14 protein-coding genes are annotated in these 16,556 nt (G+C 55.0%); 9 read left to right on the forward strand and 5 right to left on the reverse strand.

Annotated elements, in window-relative coordinates; translation table 11 throughout:
* Positions 1-53: 53 nt before the first annotated feature.
* Both ftsH and VFE46_00145 read right to left on the reverse strand, forming a co-directional pair.
* On the reverse strand, positions 54-2,066 hold the full coding sequence (gene ftsH, locus VFE46_00140; GenBank protein ID HZZ26382.1) for an ATP-dependent zinc metalloprotease FtsH: 2,013 nt from the start codon (positions 2,064-2,066) through the stop codon (positions 54-56).
* Positions 2,067-2,291: 225 nt separating this feature from the next.
* A complete protein-coding gene (locus tag VFE46_00145) occupies positions 2,292-3,179 on the reverse strand; it encodes a toxin-antitoxin system YwqK family antitoxin (GenBank protein HZZ26383.1) in 888 nt (295 codons plus the stop codon).
* A 217-nt stretch (positions 3,180-3,396) separates the two neighbouring features.
* Between VFE46_00145 and VFE46_00150 the strand changes: the two genes are divergently transcribed.
* Entirely contained in the window at positions 3,397-3,837 is a 441-nt protein-coding gene (locus tag VFE46_00150) for an NUDIX domain-containing protein (protein ID HZZ26384.1), read from the forward strand.
* A 15-nt stretch (positions 3,838-3,852) separates the two neighbouring features.
* Here VFE46_00150 and VFE46_00155 read toward each other — a convergent pair whose 3' ends face one another.
* Complete coding sequence (locus tag VFE46_00155; protein HZZ26385.1) at positions 3,853-5,052, reverse strand: hypothetical protein; 1,200 nt, start codon at positions 5,050-5,052, stop codon at positions 3,853-3,855.
* Between the two features lie 227 nt (positions 5,053-5,279).
* On the opposite strand from VFE46_00155, the gene ndk reads away from it, so the two are divergent.
* From ndk to VFE46_00180, 5 genes are all read left to right on the forward strand, one after another.
* Positions 5,280-5,741 carry a nucleoside-diphosphate kinase gene (gene ndk / locus VFE46_00160; GenBank protein ID HZZ26386.1) on the forward strand — a complete coding sequence of 154 codons (462 nt, stop codon included), beginning with the start codon at positions 5,280-5,282 and terminating at the stop codon, positions 5,739-5,741.
* Positions 5,742-5,870: 129 nt separating this feature from the next.
* On the forward strand, positions 5,871-7,409 hold the full coding sequence (locus VFE46_00165; protein HZZ26387.1) for a YifB family Mg chelatase-like AAA ATPase: 1,539 nt from the start codon (positions 5,871-5,873) through the stop codon (positions 7,407-7,409).
* A gap of 132 nt (positions 7,410-7,541) precedes the next feature.
* Positions 7,542-7,793, forward strand: a complete 252-nt coding sequence (locus VFE46_00170; protein ID HZZ26388.1) for a hypothetical protein — start codon at positions 7,542-7,544, stop codon at positions 7,791-7,793.
* A complete protein-coding gene (locus VFE46_00175; protein HZZ26389.1) occupies positions 7,775-7,987 on the forward strand; it encodes a hypothetical protein in 213 nt (70 codons plus the stop codon). The genes VFE46_00170 and VFE46_00175 overlap by 19 nt, the downstream gene beginning before the upstream one ends.
* A complete protein-coding gene (locus VFE46_00180) occupies positions 7,974-8,849 on the forward strand; it encodes an ATP-binding protein (protein ID HZZ26390.1) in 876 nt (291 codons plus the stop codon). The genes VFE46_00175 and VFE46_00180 overlap by 14 nt, the downstream gene beginning before the upstream one ends.
* A 101-nt stretch (positions 8,850-8,950) precedes the next feature.
* Here VFE46_00180 and VFE46_00185 read toward each other — a convergent pair whose 3' ends face one another.
* Both VFE46_00185 and VFE46_00190 read right to left on the reverse strand, forming a co-directional pair.
* Positions 8,951-9,988 carry a dockerin type I domain-containing protein gene (locus VFE46_00185; protein ID HZZ26391.1) on the reverse strand — a complete coding sequence of 346 codons (1,038 nt, stop codon included), beginning with the start codon at positions 9,986-9,988 and terminating at the stop codon, positions 8,951-8,953.
* Positions 9,989-10,158: 170 nt separating this feature from the next.
* Entirely contained in the window at positions 10,159-10,893 is a 735-nt protein-coding gene (locus VFE46_00190) for a PEP-CTERM sorting domain-containing protein (GenBank protein ID HZZ26392.1), read from the reverse strand.
* 1,710 nt (positions 10,894-12,603) lie between these two features.
* Here VFE46_00190 and VFE46_00195 point away from each other — a divergent pair.
* The 3 genes from VFE46_00195 to VFE46_00205 all read left to right on the forward strand — a co-directional run.
* Entirely contained in the window at positions 12,604-12,963 is a 360-nt protein-coding gene (locus VFE46_00195; protein HZZ26393.1) for a hypothetical protein, read from the forward strand.
* Positions 12,964-13,328: 365 nt separating this feature from the next.
* Positions 13,329-15,596, forward strand: a complete 2,268-nt coding sequence (locus tag VFE46_00200) for an oligopeptide transporter, OPT family (GenBank protein HZZ26394.1) — start codon at positions 13,329-13,331, stop codon at positions 15,594-15,596.
* Positions 15,597-15,694: 98 nt separating this feature from the next.
* Positions 15,695-16,556: S46 family peptidase (locus VFE46_00205; protein HZZ26395.1), on the forward strand; the 862-nt coding region annotated here is incomplete at its 3' end.

Consider the following 16,556-nt stretch of genomic DNA (forward strand, 5'->3'; position numbering starts at 1 on the left):
TCGTGCCGGGCGCTGCAGGCTCGTTATTGTCGCTGCGATATTTCCTGCAGAATTCAACACGGACCTGGCGAGCCACCGGCGGGTTGGCTCGCGGATGTTTGGCTTCCGGCCGGTTGGCCATTTCCCGAATGCTTTTCCGCCTGGCCGTTGGCGCTGGAGCGGGGGTACGGCGAAGGGCCAATAATTTGCTCCACTTCCGATTCATCGAGCATCTCGCGCTGCTCTAGCGCAGCAGACAAAGCTTCGAGCTTTTGCCGATGCTCTTGGAGCAAGTCCATTGCTTTGCGATCCGCCTCGTGCAAGATGCGCGACACTTCTTCATCAATGACTCGCGCGCTATGCTCGCTGAATTCGCGCTGCTCGACAATTTCACGGCCCAGGAACGGATGCTCTTCGCTGGTGCGGAACGCCACCGGGCCAACCCGGTCGCTCATGCCCCAATGGGCCACCATTTTGCGGGCCAACTTGGTGACGTGGGTTAAATCACTTTCGGCCCCGGCGCTAAATTCGTTGAAGATCAATTTTTCCGCCGCCCGGCCGCCCAACCCCAGAATCAGTCGGCTCACAAGTTCGCTTTGGCCGATGTTGAACCGGTCTTCCTCGGGCAAAAGTTGCGTCACGCCCAGTGCCCGGCCGCGAGGAATAATGGTCACCTTGTGCAGCCGATCGACGCCGGGCAAAATCCACGCCAACAACGCATGGCCGGCTTCGTGATAGGCGGTCATTTTTTTCTCTTTGCCGCTGAGCAATTCGTCCCGCTTGGGGCCCATCAAGATTTTGTCGCGGGCAAATTCAAAATCGTCCATATCGACTTTGTCTTTGCCGTTGCGTGTGGCCCACAAGGCGGCTTCATTCACCAGGTTGCGAATGTCCGCGCCGGTTAGCCCCACGGTGCCGGCGGCCAAACGCTCCAAGCTAACGTCATCCGCCAGCGGCACATCGCGCGTGTGAACCTTGAAAATGGCCATGCGGGCTCTTTGATTGGGACGATCGACCGTAATGTGCCGATCGAACCGGCCGGGCCGCAACAGCGCTGGATCCAGCACATCGGGCCGATTGGTGGCCGCCAGCACAATGACCGCTTCGGTCTGGCTGAAGCCGTCCATTTCGCTGAGGATTTGATTCAGGGTTTGCTCGCGCTCATCATGACCGCCGCCCAAGCCGGCGCCGCGAATTCGGCCGACGGCATCAATTTCGTCGATGAACAAAATGCACGGCGAGGCTTCCTTGGCCGTCTTGAACATATCGCGCACACGGCTGGCGCCTACGCCGACAAACATTTGAATGAATTCGGACCCGCTGATGGAAAAAAACGGCACACCGGCTTCGCCCGCCACGGCCCGCGCTAGCAGCGTTTTGCCGGTCCCCGGCGGACCCATCAGCAATACGCCCTTGGGCACACGTCCACCCAGGCGTGTGAATTTTTCCGGGGCTTTCAAAAACTCGACGATTTCCTGGAGATCGTTTTTCACCCCTTCCAAGCCGGCCACGTCCTTAAACGTAATCGGCTTGTTCGATTCCTCGTAGCGCTTGGCCGGACTTTTTGAAAAGCCCGACAAAATGCCGCCGCCTAGGAACTGATCGCGCGTGCGGCGGAGCATCAGCCACAGCCCAAACAACAAGAGCAGCGGCACAAAACAATACAGCAACAGGGGAATCAGCGTGTTGTCGGAAGGCTGTTGAGCGTTAATCTTCAGCCCTTTCTTTTCGCTCATTTCTGTTAGCGTGCTCATTAACTCCGGATTGTCGGCCGGCGGCAGCGTTACGCTGAAATTCTGCTTCAGCGGTTCGCGCTTGGACTCCGAAAACCAACTTTCGAACTTCGATTCGCTGCTCGGACCAGCAGGCTTCGGAGGTGCGTCGGGAGTCTTACGGAACCGGCCCAGCAAAAGCGATTGGCTATCGAAATCGACCTCGGAAACATTATTGGCTTTTAATTGCTGCCAAAAGAAATCGTACGTGATTTCGGAACGATCACCGTTGCCGCGACTAAATACCAGTATCGTCAACAATACCAAGCCGGCAATGATTAGCCACAGCGTGGACTGTTTAATCCGCGGACGCATCGGTTGTCCCGGGACGGGGGTAGGCGGTAACGGCTGATTTTTTTCCATTCGGATCCTTCATGTCTGACGGGCTAAGCGGACCGGACTGTGAGAATTCTATCCCGAAGGCATGAATAATTCGACGCCCATTTTCCAACTTCGGGTCCGCTAAATTTTGAACTAAACGACGGCTAAGGAGGGGCGGGTGCAAACGGACGCCCAAATTGCCAAGCTCAGTCGCAGGATTTAACCCCCTTTGGCAGCCGGTTGCTTAACTGGTTTACCGTCAGCAAAATCCTGTTCCTGCAGTTTTTCTCCTTTATCGTTCCATTGAATGGCCTTGCCATTTAGCTTGCCACCTTTGAATTCCTTCTGCACCTGCAATTGGCCATTAGGAAACCATTGCTGCTGCACGCCATCGAGTTGGCCATGAGCAAAATGAACTTCACTGATTTTCTTTCCATCTGCGTTCCAAGCAACGCTGGCGCCATCCGGCTTGCCCTCATGATAATCGGTTTGTTCCTTAAGCTGTTTCCCATCGGCCGCGTAAGTGACCCACCGGCCATCACGCTTACCAGCTTTGAAGCTCACATCGCTGTCTTTCAGGCCTTGTGGGGTGTACACCGTCCACTGCCCGTCAAGCTGGCCGGCCACGTAGTTTTCCACCTTGGCCTCCTGCCCGTTGTCCCACCACATATGCCAAGCCCCATCCTTCTTGCCATCGATGTAATTTCCTTCCAGCAGTTTCTGGCCGTTGGGATAGTACTCCGTGTAAAGGCCGTCATCGATGAATGAATCGTCGCTATACCGTTTGACGGTGCGATGGACCTTCACTTTTTTGTCGGGATAAAAAGTTTCGTAGGGCATGACCCCGACGAACGTTGGCGGCGGCACCTTCTTTTCTGTGCTGGCGGCCATCGCTGGTGTGCTTGCGCCCGGCGATGACGTTGACTGGCTGTCGGTCTTCGCACTAGTTATATTAGCGGGCTGCGAAGCATCGTCCCCCTTGCCAGCCGAAGTTTTGTCGGCCGCAGGGTTGCCTTTGTCGCCGCTACATCCGACCAGCGCGAACAGCAACCAAGCGCCGGCAAGCCCAATCCACAAGAGTTTTAATTCGGAAACTGCCGTTTTCATCGCCGCATTCCCCCGCATTTATGTCAAATAACCAATAATCATCGCCCCGCCGGGCCGGACCGAAAGTTCAATTTCATTAAGCAATTGTAGCTTTCCGGGCCAAGCTCTCCATCTCTCAATATGACATGCCGGAAGCCCTTCGTCCACCAAATGTTGCGAAGATGACCGTGTCGAGATATTAAGCACCTTCGCTCCAGAAAAACAGCCGCGATGGCGTATGTCACACGATCCGCATAATCAGGAATCCGCCATTGTTCGTCATGGTGCGGTGGCGGTGATTGTGCGTGACGATCGGCTGCTTTTAATTCGCCGCTCGCAGCAAGTCATTGCGCCCGGCATGTATTGCTTTCCCGGCGGCGGCATCGAACCGGGCGAAACCGAACAGCAGGCTGTGATCCGCGAATTACAGGAAGAACTAAATTGCGTTATCCGGCCGCGGCGTCGAATTTGGGAAAGCGTTTCTCCATGGCGGGTACACTTAGCTTGGTGGCTGGCCGATCTGGACGATTCCCCTGCGCCGCAAGCCAATCCGGCGGAAGTGGAATCGATCCATTGGTTCACGCTGGCGGAAATGGCGACACTGCCAAATCAGTTGGACAGTAATTACCGTTTTTTGGAAGCGATTTCGTGCGGCGAGGCGCGGTTAGAAATGACGTGAAGCCAACCGGCATCATTACTGGCCGTCGCGGGGGGGAAGCGCAGTCTGTGCCGCCGAGGACCCCAGGGTGGGGTCTGCAGCCGGTGTTCTCAGGGGCACGTTAGCATTTGCACCCGCGGTTGCTGCCCCTTTGGGAACAGCCGCGCTGTTGCCTGGCGCTGTATTGGGCGCGCGGCGGATTTTCGAGATGCCGTTTCGTTGGGGTACTCCCATATCGGGCATGCCTGTTTGCGTTGGAAATCCGAACGATTGTTGTGCCCCGGCTCCCGGCGACAAACCCAATGCTGGCGGCAAGCCTCCTGGCGGCATGAGCGTGGCGGTCGGCGAGGGGGAAGCCAAAACAGGCGGCTCTCCCAGGGGCCATCCGGGACCAGGCATGGTCGCGGGCAATCTCGGTTGTAACCTGGCATTGCCGGTGGGGGACGAGCGCAGGACCCAGTTCATCAATTCCTGGTATTTGGTCGTGCCCACTCCGGTGGCGCCGGACGCTTGGTTTGGACCGTGAGGCTCCCGGGCGGCGGATAGTAATTTACTGTCGAGTGGCTCTTGGCGGTCGATCCACTGCATGGTGTTGTACAAATTTCGCTCCGTCAAATGTCGAGTGGCGATCTTTTCATAGGGAGAGCGAACCAACGTGAACGACGACGGTGAACTCGGCCCGTGGCAGCCGGCCGTGGCGCAATAATTCAGCAGCATGGGCTGAATCGTGGACGTAAACGTTTCGACAGTCGTCGGCGGGAGTGATCGCACCATGCGTTCCAATTCGTCGGCGGAAACAGGTGGCTGCTTGTTGGTCGAATCGCTTGCTGTGACGGCTTTTGGCACATCGGGCTGCAGCTCTCTCTGGATGCGCGTATCGAGCACCGCCACGCGTGGGTTTTTTGCATCGATTTCCATGGCCGCGGCAATTTCGCGCGCGGCATATCCCAACAATTTCTGTCGCAGGCACCACTCGGCCAAATTCAGACGGTCGTCAATGCGACCCGCCAGTTCGCGGTTGTGCTGCACCTGATACGCTTCGTCGAGCGTTTCGCACAAAAAATCGACATCGCGGCTGGCCAGACGGATTTCAGTTCCTGCACTGGCGATTATGTAACGATCGCCTTGTCGCGATACTGCACCCGACAAAACTTCGCCATTGCGCAGCACTACCAACTGTTGCGCGCTGGCAGGCGGATCGGCAGCCGAAGCGGCGCCCACCGGAATTGCAAGCAAAGCCAGAAGTGAGAAGAGAAGAGTAAATCGACAAAGCATGGCGGCGGAAGAGTAGAGGACGCCGCCTCGTAGGTCAATGTCAGTCGACTGCGGGCTTTTACGATGCAGGGCTACATACCTGATAGGTTTAAAGCTAGCGCTTGTCGCCTCGCCGCGAATTCTCTAAAATCCCGGCTTTTACCGTCCACACCCGAGAATCAAATACACTGCGGAGAAGTTTTACCACTATGGAACGCACTTTCGTCATGCTCAAGCCTGATTGTGTGCAGCGCCGTCTGGCCGGCCGAATTCTGGCACGCTTTGAAGATAAGGGGTTAAACGTCATCGCGCTGAAAATGCTGCGAATTACCCCTGAGCTTTCCAAGCAGCATTATGCCGAACACATCAGCAAGCCCTTTTATCCGGCGCTGGAAAAATTCATCACCGGCGGCCCGGTGATTGCGGCCGTGGTGGAAGGCTTGGAAGCCATCCGCGTGGTGCGTGACATGCTCGGGCCCACCAGCGGCCTGAAGGCTCCGGCCGGCACGATTCGGGGCGATTTCAGTTCCAGCCGCCAAATGAATTTGGTCCATGCGTCCGATGGCCCGGAAGCCGCTCAGCGTGAAATTGGCATCTACTTCAAAGATGCCGAACTCCACTCCTACATGCCCACCATCACTCCCTGGATGAAAGCCGGCGACGAAGGCTAAGCGGCAGGCTATCTCTACGCCCCCCACTTGCAGACCGCTTTCCGCCCCGTAACAATGGCGGCTGTTCTTTGGACACCTGTTCAGTATCCAGGTTAGGCGCCTTGCGCGGCGAATGTTCCAGGGCCTATTATGCTCGCGAAGTTGCATACGTTTTCGTTGTTGGGCATCGATGCCTTGCCGGTGGAAGTGGAAGTCGATGTCTCGCCCGGCGCGCTGCCGAAAACCATTCTTGTTGGCCTGCCCGAAGCGGCCGTTAAAGAAAGCACGCATCGGGTGGAACGGGCCATGGTGAACAGCGGCTTCATGCGGCCGCAAGATAAAATAGTCATCAACTTGGCACCGGCCGAGCTGCCCAAAAATGCCGCTTCGTTCGATCTGCCCATTTCGTTGGGAATTTTGGCCGGCAGCGGGCAGTTGCAATCTGACCTTTTCAAAAAGTATGCCGTCGTCGGCGAACTGGCGTTGGATGGCGTTACGCGCGGCACGAAAGGGGCGCTTTCCATGGCGATGGCTGCTGCACAACAAAACGGCTTGCGCGGCATTGTTGTGCCCGCCGAAAGCGCGTCCGAAGCCGCCGTGGTGGAAAACATCGAAGTCATTCCCGTTTCCAGCCTGGCTCAGGCTGCGGCGTTTTTTGCCGGCTCGATTGAAATTGAACCCACTCCGCCGCGCCTGGACGAATGGTTCCAGCAATACGCTGCCTACGAGCTAGATTTTGCCGATGTGCGCGGGCAAGAAATGGCCAAACGCGCGATGACCATTGCCGCCGCCGGCGGGCATAACCTCCTGATGCTGGGTCCGCCGGGTTCCGGCAAAACGATGCTCGCCAAGCGCGTGCCCACCATTTTGCCGCAGCTTACCGCCGCGGAATCGATCGAAACCACGCGCATTTACAGCGTCATGGGCTTATTGAAACCGAATCAGCCGCTGTTGGCCACACGGCCGCATCGCGCGCCGCATCATACCATTAGCAACGCCGGGTTAGTCGGCGGCGGCACGGTTCCCACGCCGGGCGAAATTTCGCTCTCCCACAACGGCGTTTTGTTTCTTGACGAGTTGCCGGAATTCAATCGCCAAACGTTGGAAGTGCTGCGCCAACCGCTGGAGGATGGCAACGTTACCATTAGCCGCGCTCTGAACAGCACCACCTTCCCGGCCAACTTCATGCTGATTGCCGCGCTGAATCCGTGCCCCTGTGGTTACCGGAACGATCCGCGCCGCGATTGTCACTGCAGCGTGCCGCAAATCGAACGCTACATGAATAAAATCTCAGGCCCATTGCTCGACCGCATTGATATTCACATTGAGGTGCCGGCCGTGGCATACAAAGAACTTTCCTCCGCCGTGCCAGGCAGCACCAGCGCCGACATGCGCCAGCAAGTAACCGCCGCTCGGCAGATGCAGCAGCGCCGCTTCAAAGGCAGCGCTACCCGCCAGAATGTCCACATGAGCCACCGCCAAATTCGCGAGCATTGCCGCCTGGACGATGCTGGCGCCAATCTGCTGCGCACCACGATGATGGAACTTGGCCTTTCGGCTCGCGCCCACGACAAGGTGCTGCGTGTTTCCCGCACCATTGCCGATCTTGAGGGAAGCGCGCAAATCACCGCGACTCATCTTTCCGAAGCCGTCAACTATCGCATGCTAGATCGCCAATTGTGGACGTAATTCGACGAATCGCGAGATGCAGCTATACTGACGCAAAGTTTTGCATTGGCCTGGACATCCAAAGCTAGGCGTGCCATTGAGTTTTGAAGTTAGACCACCCAACAGGCAATCTATAGAACCAGGAGATCGACAATGCTGTTTCACATCACGCAAACACACTCCCCCGAGCTGTGCCCCAAAGATGACGGCGGCTCGAAAACTCTTTATAACCCGAAGGCCGAAGGCGTAAAGCTGCTGGCCATTTACGGGGCATTTCCCGAGCACGTCATCTACTACATTGTCGAGGCGGAGAAAATTGAAGCGGTGGAAGCCTTTCTGATGCCCGGCTTCAAACGCTGCACCAGCAAAATCACGCCGGTGAGTAAATCGCCAATTGTGAATTAAGAACGCTCAACGAGCAGTTCGGTTCGCACGCGGGTACTCATCGCCAAGTGCTGCGCGTCTTCCGCACCATTGCCGATTTAGCAGGCAGCGACGCCATCACGCCCACGCACCTTTCCGAAGCAGTGAATCACCGCACGCTCGACCGCCAACCGTGGACGCAATTGAGCCTTGGAGCAACCAATGAAAGCAATTGATATTCATTCATTATCAATCTCGCAAATTCCTACCTTTGAAGATGAAATGTTCGAATTCAAAAGTAGCTTGATGAATCCAGATGAATTCAAGCAGGAGCTAGATCGTGCTGCGTCGGGATTCTCAAACTCAGGTGGAGGGTGCATTGTCTGGGGACTAGATAACAAAACCGGGATGGCAGATGGCGGCGTCGGAAAGACTATTGGCCGACAGTGTGTAAAAGAATGGGTAGATCAAATAGTTCACAAGGTACAGCCCGCGCCCAAATGTAAAACACATTTGTTCACTGACGTCGAAGGAAGAGGGAGGGTAAACGATAGCAATGCAATTATCGCAGTGTCGTTTGCTGAAAGTTCTTTTCCCCCGCATATGGCATCGGACTGCCACTATTACATTCGGGCTGGCAGGCACACAGTTCCTGCACAGCACTTCATTGTTGAAGCGTTATGGTCTAAGAGGTATACGACCGTGCCCAAAATTGTGCACGTGGTCCGCATCAATCCACATGCATTGGGTCAATTACAAATTGGATTAGTGGCGGTCACAGATTCTCCAGCACTGGATGTGGAAGTTATGATTGAGCCATTGAAGGGAATGCTCCATGGTCTGGAAACAGATTTTCCGCTACACGTTCCAGTCATTGATCAATCAAATCCATTTTACATGGATATTAGTTATCGCTGCACCACTCCATGTGACGAGTTGACCGATGATGTTCACATTAACGTGAAGTATCACGATCTTGCCGGGAACGAATATTCTTACCGCAATGAAGCTCCGTTAAACAAGGGCCTTCCATCCTTGTACCTTGCAGATGATCCCGCCGAAAAAATAGTTCGGGCGATAGAAGGTTTAAAACATTAAGCCGAGTAAGTGACGCATTTCGTGCGTGACACTTTTTGCTCGCAAGCAGCGGTTGCAAATCAAGAATGCCCAACGGCGGGAACGGCCCAATCCGTCTTTTTTTAGCGGCGTTTTTTCTTTACGGCCCATAAGGCAGGAATCGCCAAGACCAGTAAGGCCAGAGAAGCAGGCTCAGGCACCGGCGCCACGCTGCCGCCGCCAGAGAGCAGCTTATTGAGCAGGGCCTGAACATCGAGATTGTTGAACACGCCGTCTCCATTGACATCGCCAATTAAGCCCATGTCGGAGGTAGTGTAATTTGGGTTGCTGTTAAAGTACGTGGTCTGGTACAGCGTGGGATTGGTTAGCGCTAACTCCATGGCCGCAATATCGGTGGAATCTACGTGTCCGTCGTTGTTCATATCTCCCGGCGTATACAGGCGGGCATTGTCGAAATAGAACGTGTTGTGCAGCGAATCGGAATTGGTTGCAAAAATTAATTCTGCATAGGAATTGGAGGTAAACAGCGACAGGTAAGAACTGTAGTCCACCGCCAGCGTGTAAGTGAAGTCTGAGGTAGGGCCAGCACCGTAGAACACGTTTGTGCTTTTTCCGCCAATGCTCGACACCGGATTGCCTCCGATGGAAGTAAAACTGTTGTTGACAACGGTCCCCGGGCCGTTGAGCCCGATATCATAAATCTGCTGAAATCCACTGGTTTGATTTTGTGCTGCGTAAGTGACGTCGATGGCAAATGCCCGATCGTTGAAGAAATCGTTCTTGGCGTTGTTGCCGCTTAAGTCCGTGGCATACTCCAGCTTGATCGCCAGGTTTTGATCGTATCCGGAAAAAGACAATCCTAAGCTTTGAGAGCCTAATGTTGCTCCAATAGTGCTCGCGCTATACACGGGACTGCTGCCAATGGTGGGCGATCCATTCAAGCCCGGCAGCGTGGTTCCTGCTGGGCCACCAGCGTATCCGCTGTTGGAGCCCCAATCGAGCCAGGAATCTGTATTTGTGAAAGTATTGCCACCGTCCGTGGCCTGCTCCCAATTTCCAATCACCGCTAATTGTGCCTGGACGGCTTGGGCAGAAAAAAGAAATGTTAGAACAAGAAGTAATGCGGTGGCCCCACGACAAAAGCAAGCTGAGCGTGACATACTGTTCCTCTCTTGATATGTCAGTTCCCCCTAATTCAGCAAAATACAACTTAAAACGGCGTGCGTCGTTGCGCAGCAACCCGATGGCTTTTTTACTTGCCGTTCAAAATGAACCGACTATTCCGCAGGGCATGTTGCAGTCATGCCGCTGCGAACGAATTGATTATTCCTCAGGCAACATTCCGTCGCCGCTTGGCAATCAACCCGAGTGCGGCCATTCCCAGTCCGGCCAACACAATCGTGGCGGGTTCGGGAACCGCGCTCAGAGTGAAATTGTCGAAATAGATATCGGAGGGTGCACCACCTCCGTTGTTGGTCTGGAATTCTAACTGGATGAAGCCGGGACTTGCCGAGATGGCAGCCTTATAGGCGTCGTAATTGATCGACACCGTGTTAACTTGTCCATTGTAGGGAGGGTTCTGGTTGACGGTACCGGTGACAGTCACCCCAGCGAAGGTGCCTCCGCCTGAGCCGCCGACGTTATGAAAACCTGCGCCTGGGGCATTGAAAATAATGTTAAACAACTGCGAAAATCCGCTGCCGGTAGCGCTGGGTGGGACTTCCCAGGAGAAGGTAAGGATGTCGTTGGCCAGAAACTGGGAAGCCAGACCGTTGGTCACAAAATCGTAGGCGAGGTCGGCGCCACTGCTGAGACCGCCGTTGAAACCGGAGGCAGTTAGGTCAAGCACTTTGGTAAGGTCGCTGCCGCTGCCGGGTGTAATGACGGCGCCGGCGGTCGGGCTGGCAAAAGTGTTAGCTGTCACACCGGAGTTGGTGCCGGTGCCGAAGCCGTCCGTTAATCCGTCTTCAAAATTACCGAAGACAACTTGTGCCTGACTAACTTTGGCCAAGCCCAACGAAACCACGACACATACAAACGCCATCAATCGGTGCTGCGTAGACATAAGCCTTTCCTCCAGGATAAGAATGCGGGATGTTCAGCCGCCGGAACGCTGATCACTGGTTCTCCCCCGGCGAACTCCGCTGGAACGACATCCTCAACGGCTGCGAATAGATAACTTCGCAATCGTTGGCCACTTCTTGTCCCGTAATTGCGATTATGGCACGGCCCAAAGCCGATTGCAATCATTTTGTGATAAATATGACATTTTTTTTGAAATCCTTCACCATGCCCGATCGCTGCACGATTTGCGATTCTCCCCTGTTATTTCCCCCAGCGCGTGGCTCCGGTTTTTGAGCCGTTTGCCTACGACCTAATTTATGGGGCATGGCGGGCCGCTGTATCCCACCAGACACCCGGCAGCCTGTGTAGCCCGTTCGCCCAACGGGATGCATCGGGCCATGCCAGAACTGGGTTTGTGAGTCCGCTTCAGCAGCGAGCCTGAGCGGGCTTTGGAAAAATTTTTTCCCTACTGCATGTATTTGGAAAGATTTTTCCCCATTTTTGGGCCACCCGTTTGTTATGCTGCGCACAGTACATGAAGGATTGAATGTATGATCTCCGTGTTCGACTGCTCGATGGGTAGAAGCACGGCGAACAGCGGCTAGCGATCTGCGACCTGCCGACAAGGCCCTTGCATGCTGGTTGGCGGGTTGCCAATTGCTAGTGGCTAATTGCCGCTCTTCACGGTTAACCTAGGAACTGGCCCATGACAACAGGCTTACAAGCTGAGATGGTTGCTCAGTCACTGTTACATCGGAACGGGACCGAAACGATGTAGCGCCTGCAGTGCGTGCCTTTGCGGAGTTGGTCCTCCGGTAAAACAGTAGTGGCCGGTGATCTGTGGACAGTGGTCAGTTAGCCCGGTCATTGTCCGGGAGTTTTCCACACTGCTCACTGACTACCGATCACCGACCACTGCGCAAGTTCGTCGGCCCGACAAGGGCGCCTCTGCCTGCGATTCGCCGTTGCAACGGACCGTCGCATGGAGAAAACGAGCGCCGGGGTCGTGACAGGCCGATCGGTAACACGGTCGTTTTAATGGGCGGTTAGGCATTCCGCACGCCGATCGATCGGGAGCGTGAGTCGTAGTTCGTTGTCAGTAGTTACAAGTCCGAGGTCAGAGCCGGGCTGCGTGCAGCCTGGCGTTCGCTGCTCACCGTTGGCTCGGAAAGCAGCAAACGACGGACCCCGCTGGCAATGGGCATACGCCAAACGGCTGCGCTCCACACAATTTGACCAAACCCGCACGACCCCTTGAGGGGCCGACGACACCGGAAACTTTTTTCCAAGTTTTCTCGATGCCATGCCGCGCGCTGGCGACAAGCGCGGTTATTTGTTGCGCGCTATGCTTGGGCGTCGCAACACAACGCAGAAATGAGCGTGTCAGCGATGAACGGTCTGGAATCACTGCGTATCGAGCTGGCCCGTACAGAAATCTCAGGTCTGCTATCAACTGTCGCGTTTCGAGCCAGGTGTGTATGCCTGTGCATCACCGTGTTCAAAGAATAAACAGCCGCATGTCATATGCGGTTTCGCTAATTTATCTGGTTAATAAAATCATTGTTTTTTATTTGTGAAATTTCTGGCCCGCAACGCGGCGGGCATTCCGATTGCGTATGGAGGCTGCTAAGGAACTAGGGGCGGTGCGGTTCCTAAAGCACATTACAGGAACTTAGCACCCATGGACGTTTTTTGCGGAAGGAGCTTTGCTATGACACGCAATTTTCTAAACACACGCATGGGATCGTTCGAGCAGTTGGAAAATCGAAGCGTTCCAACCTCAGGATTAGTTGGCGGATTGCTGGGAACCTTAGGCAGCGTATATGCGGCCGGAAACTTGGGCGCCAGTGGTCAGGTAAATGCCGGCGCCGCCGGAGCGAATGTTGGCGCTTACACCAGCGCGGCAGCAAATGCTTCTGCTGCAGGGGCGGATATCGGAGTCAAAGTGAAGATCAACGCCACAGCCAACTTGACGCTGCCCGGCGTCAACTCGGTGCTAAGCACGGCGACCAATTTGGTCGATGCTGTGTTGGCCGATGCCAACGGCTTGCTCTCTGGAGTGAATGTTTAGTTTTACTCCGACACAAACGCCGACTGCATCAACTTGATTTCCGAGTAAGCGGGACAGTGATGTTAGACGCCGCCTATCGGACCGATGGGCGGCGTCCTTTCGCTTCTGATTGCTCGGGCGGTAAAGGTTGCCTTTTTGGGCGACGTGCCACAGGTGCAAAATCGGTCTGTCCACCCAATGAGCGCGCGAATTCCGCCGCCTCAAGCCTCTCTTCAATTCCCTGCCGCCTGAATTTGGCAGGAAAAAGCCCTTGCAAAACTGGGCAAGGGAAGTCAACTTAGCAGTTCGCAATGGATGGCGACGGATGGTCTGTTGCCGAATGCGGTGTTCACCCACATTCCCTTAAAAACTAGAGGCTTGCGCGCATGGCAGCACCAGAACAGCCTCCTCTTCGCCGGCGCCCCGACGAGCAGCGCCCGCAACCGCCGGCATCTCGGACCGACAGCGGCGATGTGAATGGAATCAAGCCATACGTTCCCGATGACGCCAAACTGCCCGAGTTCACCTGGTCGGCGGTTTTGTTGGGAGCGGTGTTGGGAATTGTGTTCGGAGCCTCGTCGCTGTACCTCGTGTTGAAGGTCGGCATGACGGTATCGGCTTCGATTCCAGTGGCTGTGTTGTCGATTACGGTGTTTCGCGGGTTGGCCAAAGTGTTTCGTTTCCGGCCAGCGACCATTTTGGAAAACAACATCGTTCAAACGACCGGATCGGCTGGCGAATCGATCGCCTTTGGCGTGGGAGTGACCATGCCGGCATTGATGCTGCTGGGGTTCGACATGACCATTGGCCGGGTGATGGTAGTTTCGATTCTCGGCGGGTTGCTCGGCATTCTGATGATGATTCCACTGCGGCGAGCATTCATTGTCCGCATGCACAAAGAGCTGCTGTATCCCGAAGGTACTGCTTGCGCTCAGGTTTTGATTTCCGGTGATCAAGGCGGCGCCAGCGGACGGTTGGTGTTCGTGGGCTTTTTCCTGGCGTTCGTGCAAAAGTTCTTGACAGAAGCGATGAACATCTTGCACGAAACGATAAGCGTGAGCTTCAAAAATAACTTTAATCGGGTAGCCGCGATTTCGACTGACTTGGCTCCTGAATTGCTGGGCGTGGGATACATTATTGGTATGAAAACCTCGTCGGTGATGATGGCCGGCGCGGTGATTGGCAATTTAGTGATTGTGCCTGCGATTGCTCTTTTTGGCGACAAGGTTCCCGGCCTGATTGCGCCGGCGGCGAAGCAGATTTCGCAGATGGATCTTGCGGATATTCAAGAAAATTATCTGCGTTACATTGGCGCCGGCTGCGTCACGGCAGCCGGCATTATTAGTATGTTCCGCACCATGCCCGTGATTGTGCGGTCGGCAATGGCAGGCATGCGTGGCCTCAGCGGCGCCAAGGGAGGCAGCGGACGAAAGCGGCGCACGGAAAACGATATGTCGCTGATGACGGTGGTCGTCGGCAGCCTGGTATTGTTGGTTGTGCTGGCCGGCATTTTAATGACCGAAGTGAAACCGTGGGCGGCGGTTTTAGGAGCGGCGCTGGTCTTGGGCTTTGGCTTTTTGTTTGTCACGGTGTCATCACGATTGACGGGCGAAATTGGGTCATCGTCCAACCCCATTTCCGGTATGACAGTGGCCACGTTGGCCCTGACGTGCTTGATTTTTGCATCGCTGGGAATGCGCTCGCCCACCGAGGCGGTGTTGGCGCTTTCGATTGCAGCCGTGGTGTGCATTGCCGCATCGAACGGCGGGACGACCTCGCAAGATTTAAAAACCGGCTATTTGATCGGCGGCACGCCCTATTGGCAACAGTGGGCAATCATCGTCGGTTCGCTCACCTCCGCGCTGGTGATTGGAGTAACATTGTTGCTGCTGAACGAACAGGGTACGGTTTACACCACGCAGAATTTGCCGCAGGTGCAGTTGTCGCCGCAACAGTATGATACGCTCAGCACACACGTTACCTACGACAACAAGGATTACCGTGTGTGGTGGGTCAGACCGGGCGAAAATCCGAATGTTCTGCCCGGCAAATATTACGTCGATCAATATCGTCGTCCGGCAGTGTATGTTGACCCGGCAATCACCGGGCGCCTTTCCCAACGCGACAACGGCGAAGACGTAAAGTTCAAATTCCCTGCTCCGAAAACAGAAGTGATGGGAATTATCATCAATGGCGTTTTAGGAGGAACCTTAAATTGGGGATTAGTGTTGATCGGCGTCATGTTGGCTGTTGGAATTGAATTATGCGGCGAATCGTCGCTGGCATTTGCGGTCGGCGTTTATATTCCCATGAGGTTTACATCACCTATATTTATGGGGGGGCTTTTGGCCTGGTTTACTGGGCGGTGGCGCGTCCGGGGCAAACAGAAGGCTGCTGCGGACGAAGCAACCGCTTTAGCCGAGGCCGAAACCGGCCCCGGAACGCTGCTTTCCAGCGGTTTGATCGCTGGAGGAACGCTGGCCGGCGTTACCGCGGCTTTCATGGAATTTTCCCCATGGCTTACAAAGAAACTAGACTATAAAAACTCGGTTACGGGAACCTTTGCCGGTTCGGACTGGTTTGCGGTAATCGTGTTTGCCGTATTGATTGTCGCTTTGGCAATTGTCGGCATGCGTCGCTCCGACGACGGATAGGAAACATTCACCCGTTTTACTTACACTTTCTTACTCAGTTCGGCACCATGAACTATTTAAAACTGCTCGGATTTATTTCGTTAGGTTTGGGAATCGCCATGTCGCGGACATCCACAGCTTTGCATGCTGACGAAGGAATGTGGCTGTTCAGCAATCCGCCCAAGAAGCTGCTTAAGGAAAAATACAATTTCGAGCCGAGCGAAGAATGGCTGAAAAACGTTCAACAATCTGCCGTGCGGTTCAATAGCGGCGGCAGCGGCGCGTTTGTGTCGCCCGAGGGATTGGTGATTACGAACCATCACGTCGGGGCCGATGCACTACAAAAGCTGAGCACGCCGGATCGCGATTTAGTGGCCAAAGGATTTTTAGCCAAAACCCGCGCTGATGAGCTGAAGTGCGTTGATCTGGAGTTAAATGTGTTAGTCAGCACGGAAGACATCACCAAACGGGTGAACGCCGCGGTAAAATCCGACATGAACGCCGCCGATGCGGAAAAGGCTCGCCGCGGCGTGATGAACACCATTGAAAAAGAATCGCTCGACGCCACCGGTTTGCGTAGCGATGTCATCACGCTGTATCACGGCGGCGAGTATCATTTGTATCGCTACAAAAAATATACGGACGTGCGGCTGGCATTCGCGCCGGAACAAGCAATTGCTTTCTTCGGCGGCGACCCAGATAACTTTGAATATCCGCGATTCGATTTGGATATTTGTTTGTTCCATGTGTACGAAAACGGCAAGCCTGTGAAGGTGGAGCATTACCTGCCCTGGAGCAAATCGGGGGCTGCAGACGACGAGCTGGTGTTTGTCGCCGGAAATCCTGGCCACACCGATCGACTGGATACCGTGCGGCACTTGGAGTTTTTGCGAGATCGGAATTATCCCTCTTCGCTGCGCACCATCTATCGCCGCGAAGTTGTGCTCACCGCCTACAGCGAGCGGAGCCTGGAAAACGCTC

It is taken from the genome of Pirellulales bacterium, from assembly GCA_035656635.1.
Lineage (GTDB): Bacteria > Planctomycetota > Planctomycetia > Pirellulales > JADZDJ01 > DATJYL01.

Excerpts from the sequence above, each read along its gene's own strand:
- ftsH (HZZ26382.1), bottom strand. The coding sequence starts at position 2,066 with ATGCGTCCGCGGATTAAACAGTCCACGCTGTGGCTAATCATTGCCGGC.
- VFE46_00145 (HZZ26383.1), bottom strand. The coding sequence starts at position 3,179 with ATGAAAACGGCAGTTTCCGAATTAAAACTCTTGTGGATTGGGCTTGCC.
- VFE46_00150 (HZZ26384.1), top strand. The coding sequence starts at position 3,397 with ATGTCACACGATCCGCATAATCAGGAATCCGCCATTGTTCGTCATGGT.
- ndk (HZZ26386.1), top strand. The coding sequence starts at position 5,280 with ATGGAACGCACTTTCGTCATGCTCAAGCCTGATTGTGTGCAGCGCCGT.
- VFE46_00165 (HZZ26387.1), top strand. The coding sequence starts at position 5,871 with ATGCTCGCGAAGTTGCATACGTTTTCGTTGTTGGGCATCGATGCCTTG.
- VFE46_00170 (HZZ26388.1), top strand. The coding sequence starts at position 7,542 with ATGCTGTTTCACATCACGCAAACACACTCCCCCGAGCTGTGCCCCAAA.
- VFE46_00180 (HZZ26390.1), top strand. The coding sequence starts at position 7,974 with ATGAAAGCAATTGATATTCATTCATTATCAATCTCGCAAATTCCTACC.
- VFE46_00185 (HZZ26391.1), bottom strand. The coding sequence starts at position 9,988 with ATGTCACGCTCAGCTTGCTTTTGTCGTGGGGCCACCGCATTACTTCTT.
- VFE46_00190 (HZZ26392.1), bottom strand. The coding sequence starts at position 10,893 with ATGTCTACGCAGCACCGATTGATGGCGTTTGTATGTGTCGTGGTTTCG.
- VFE46_00195 (HZZ26393.1), top strand. The coding sequence starts at position 12,604 with ATGACACGCAATTTTCTAAACACACGCATGGGATCGTTCGAGCAGTTG.
- VFE46_00200 (HZZ26394.1), top strand. The coding sequence starts at position 13,329 with ATGGCAGCACCAGAACAGCCTCCTCTTCGCCGGCGCCCCGACGAGCAG.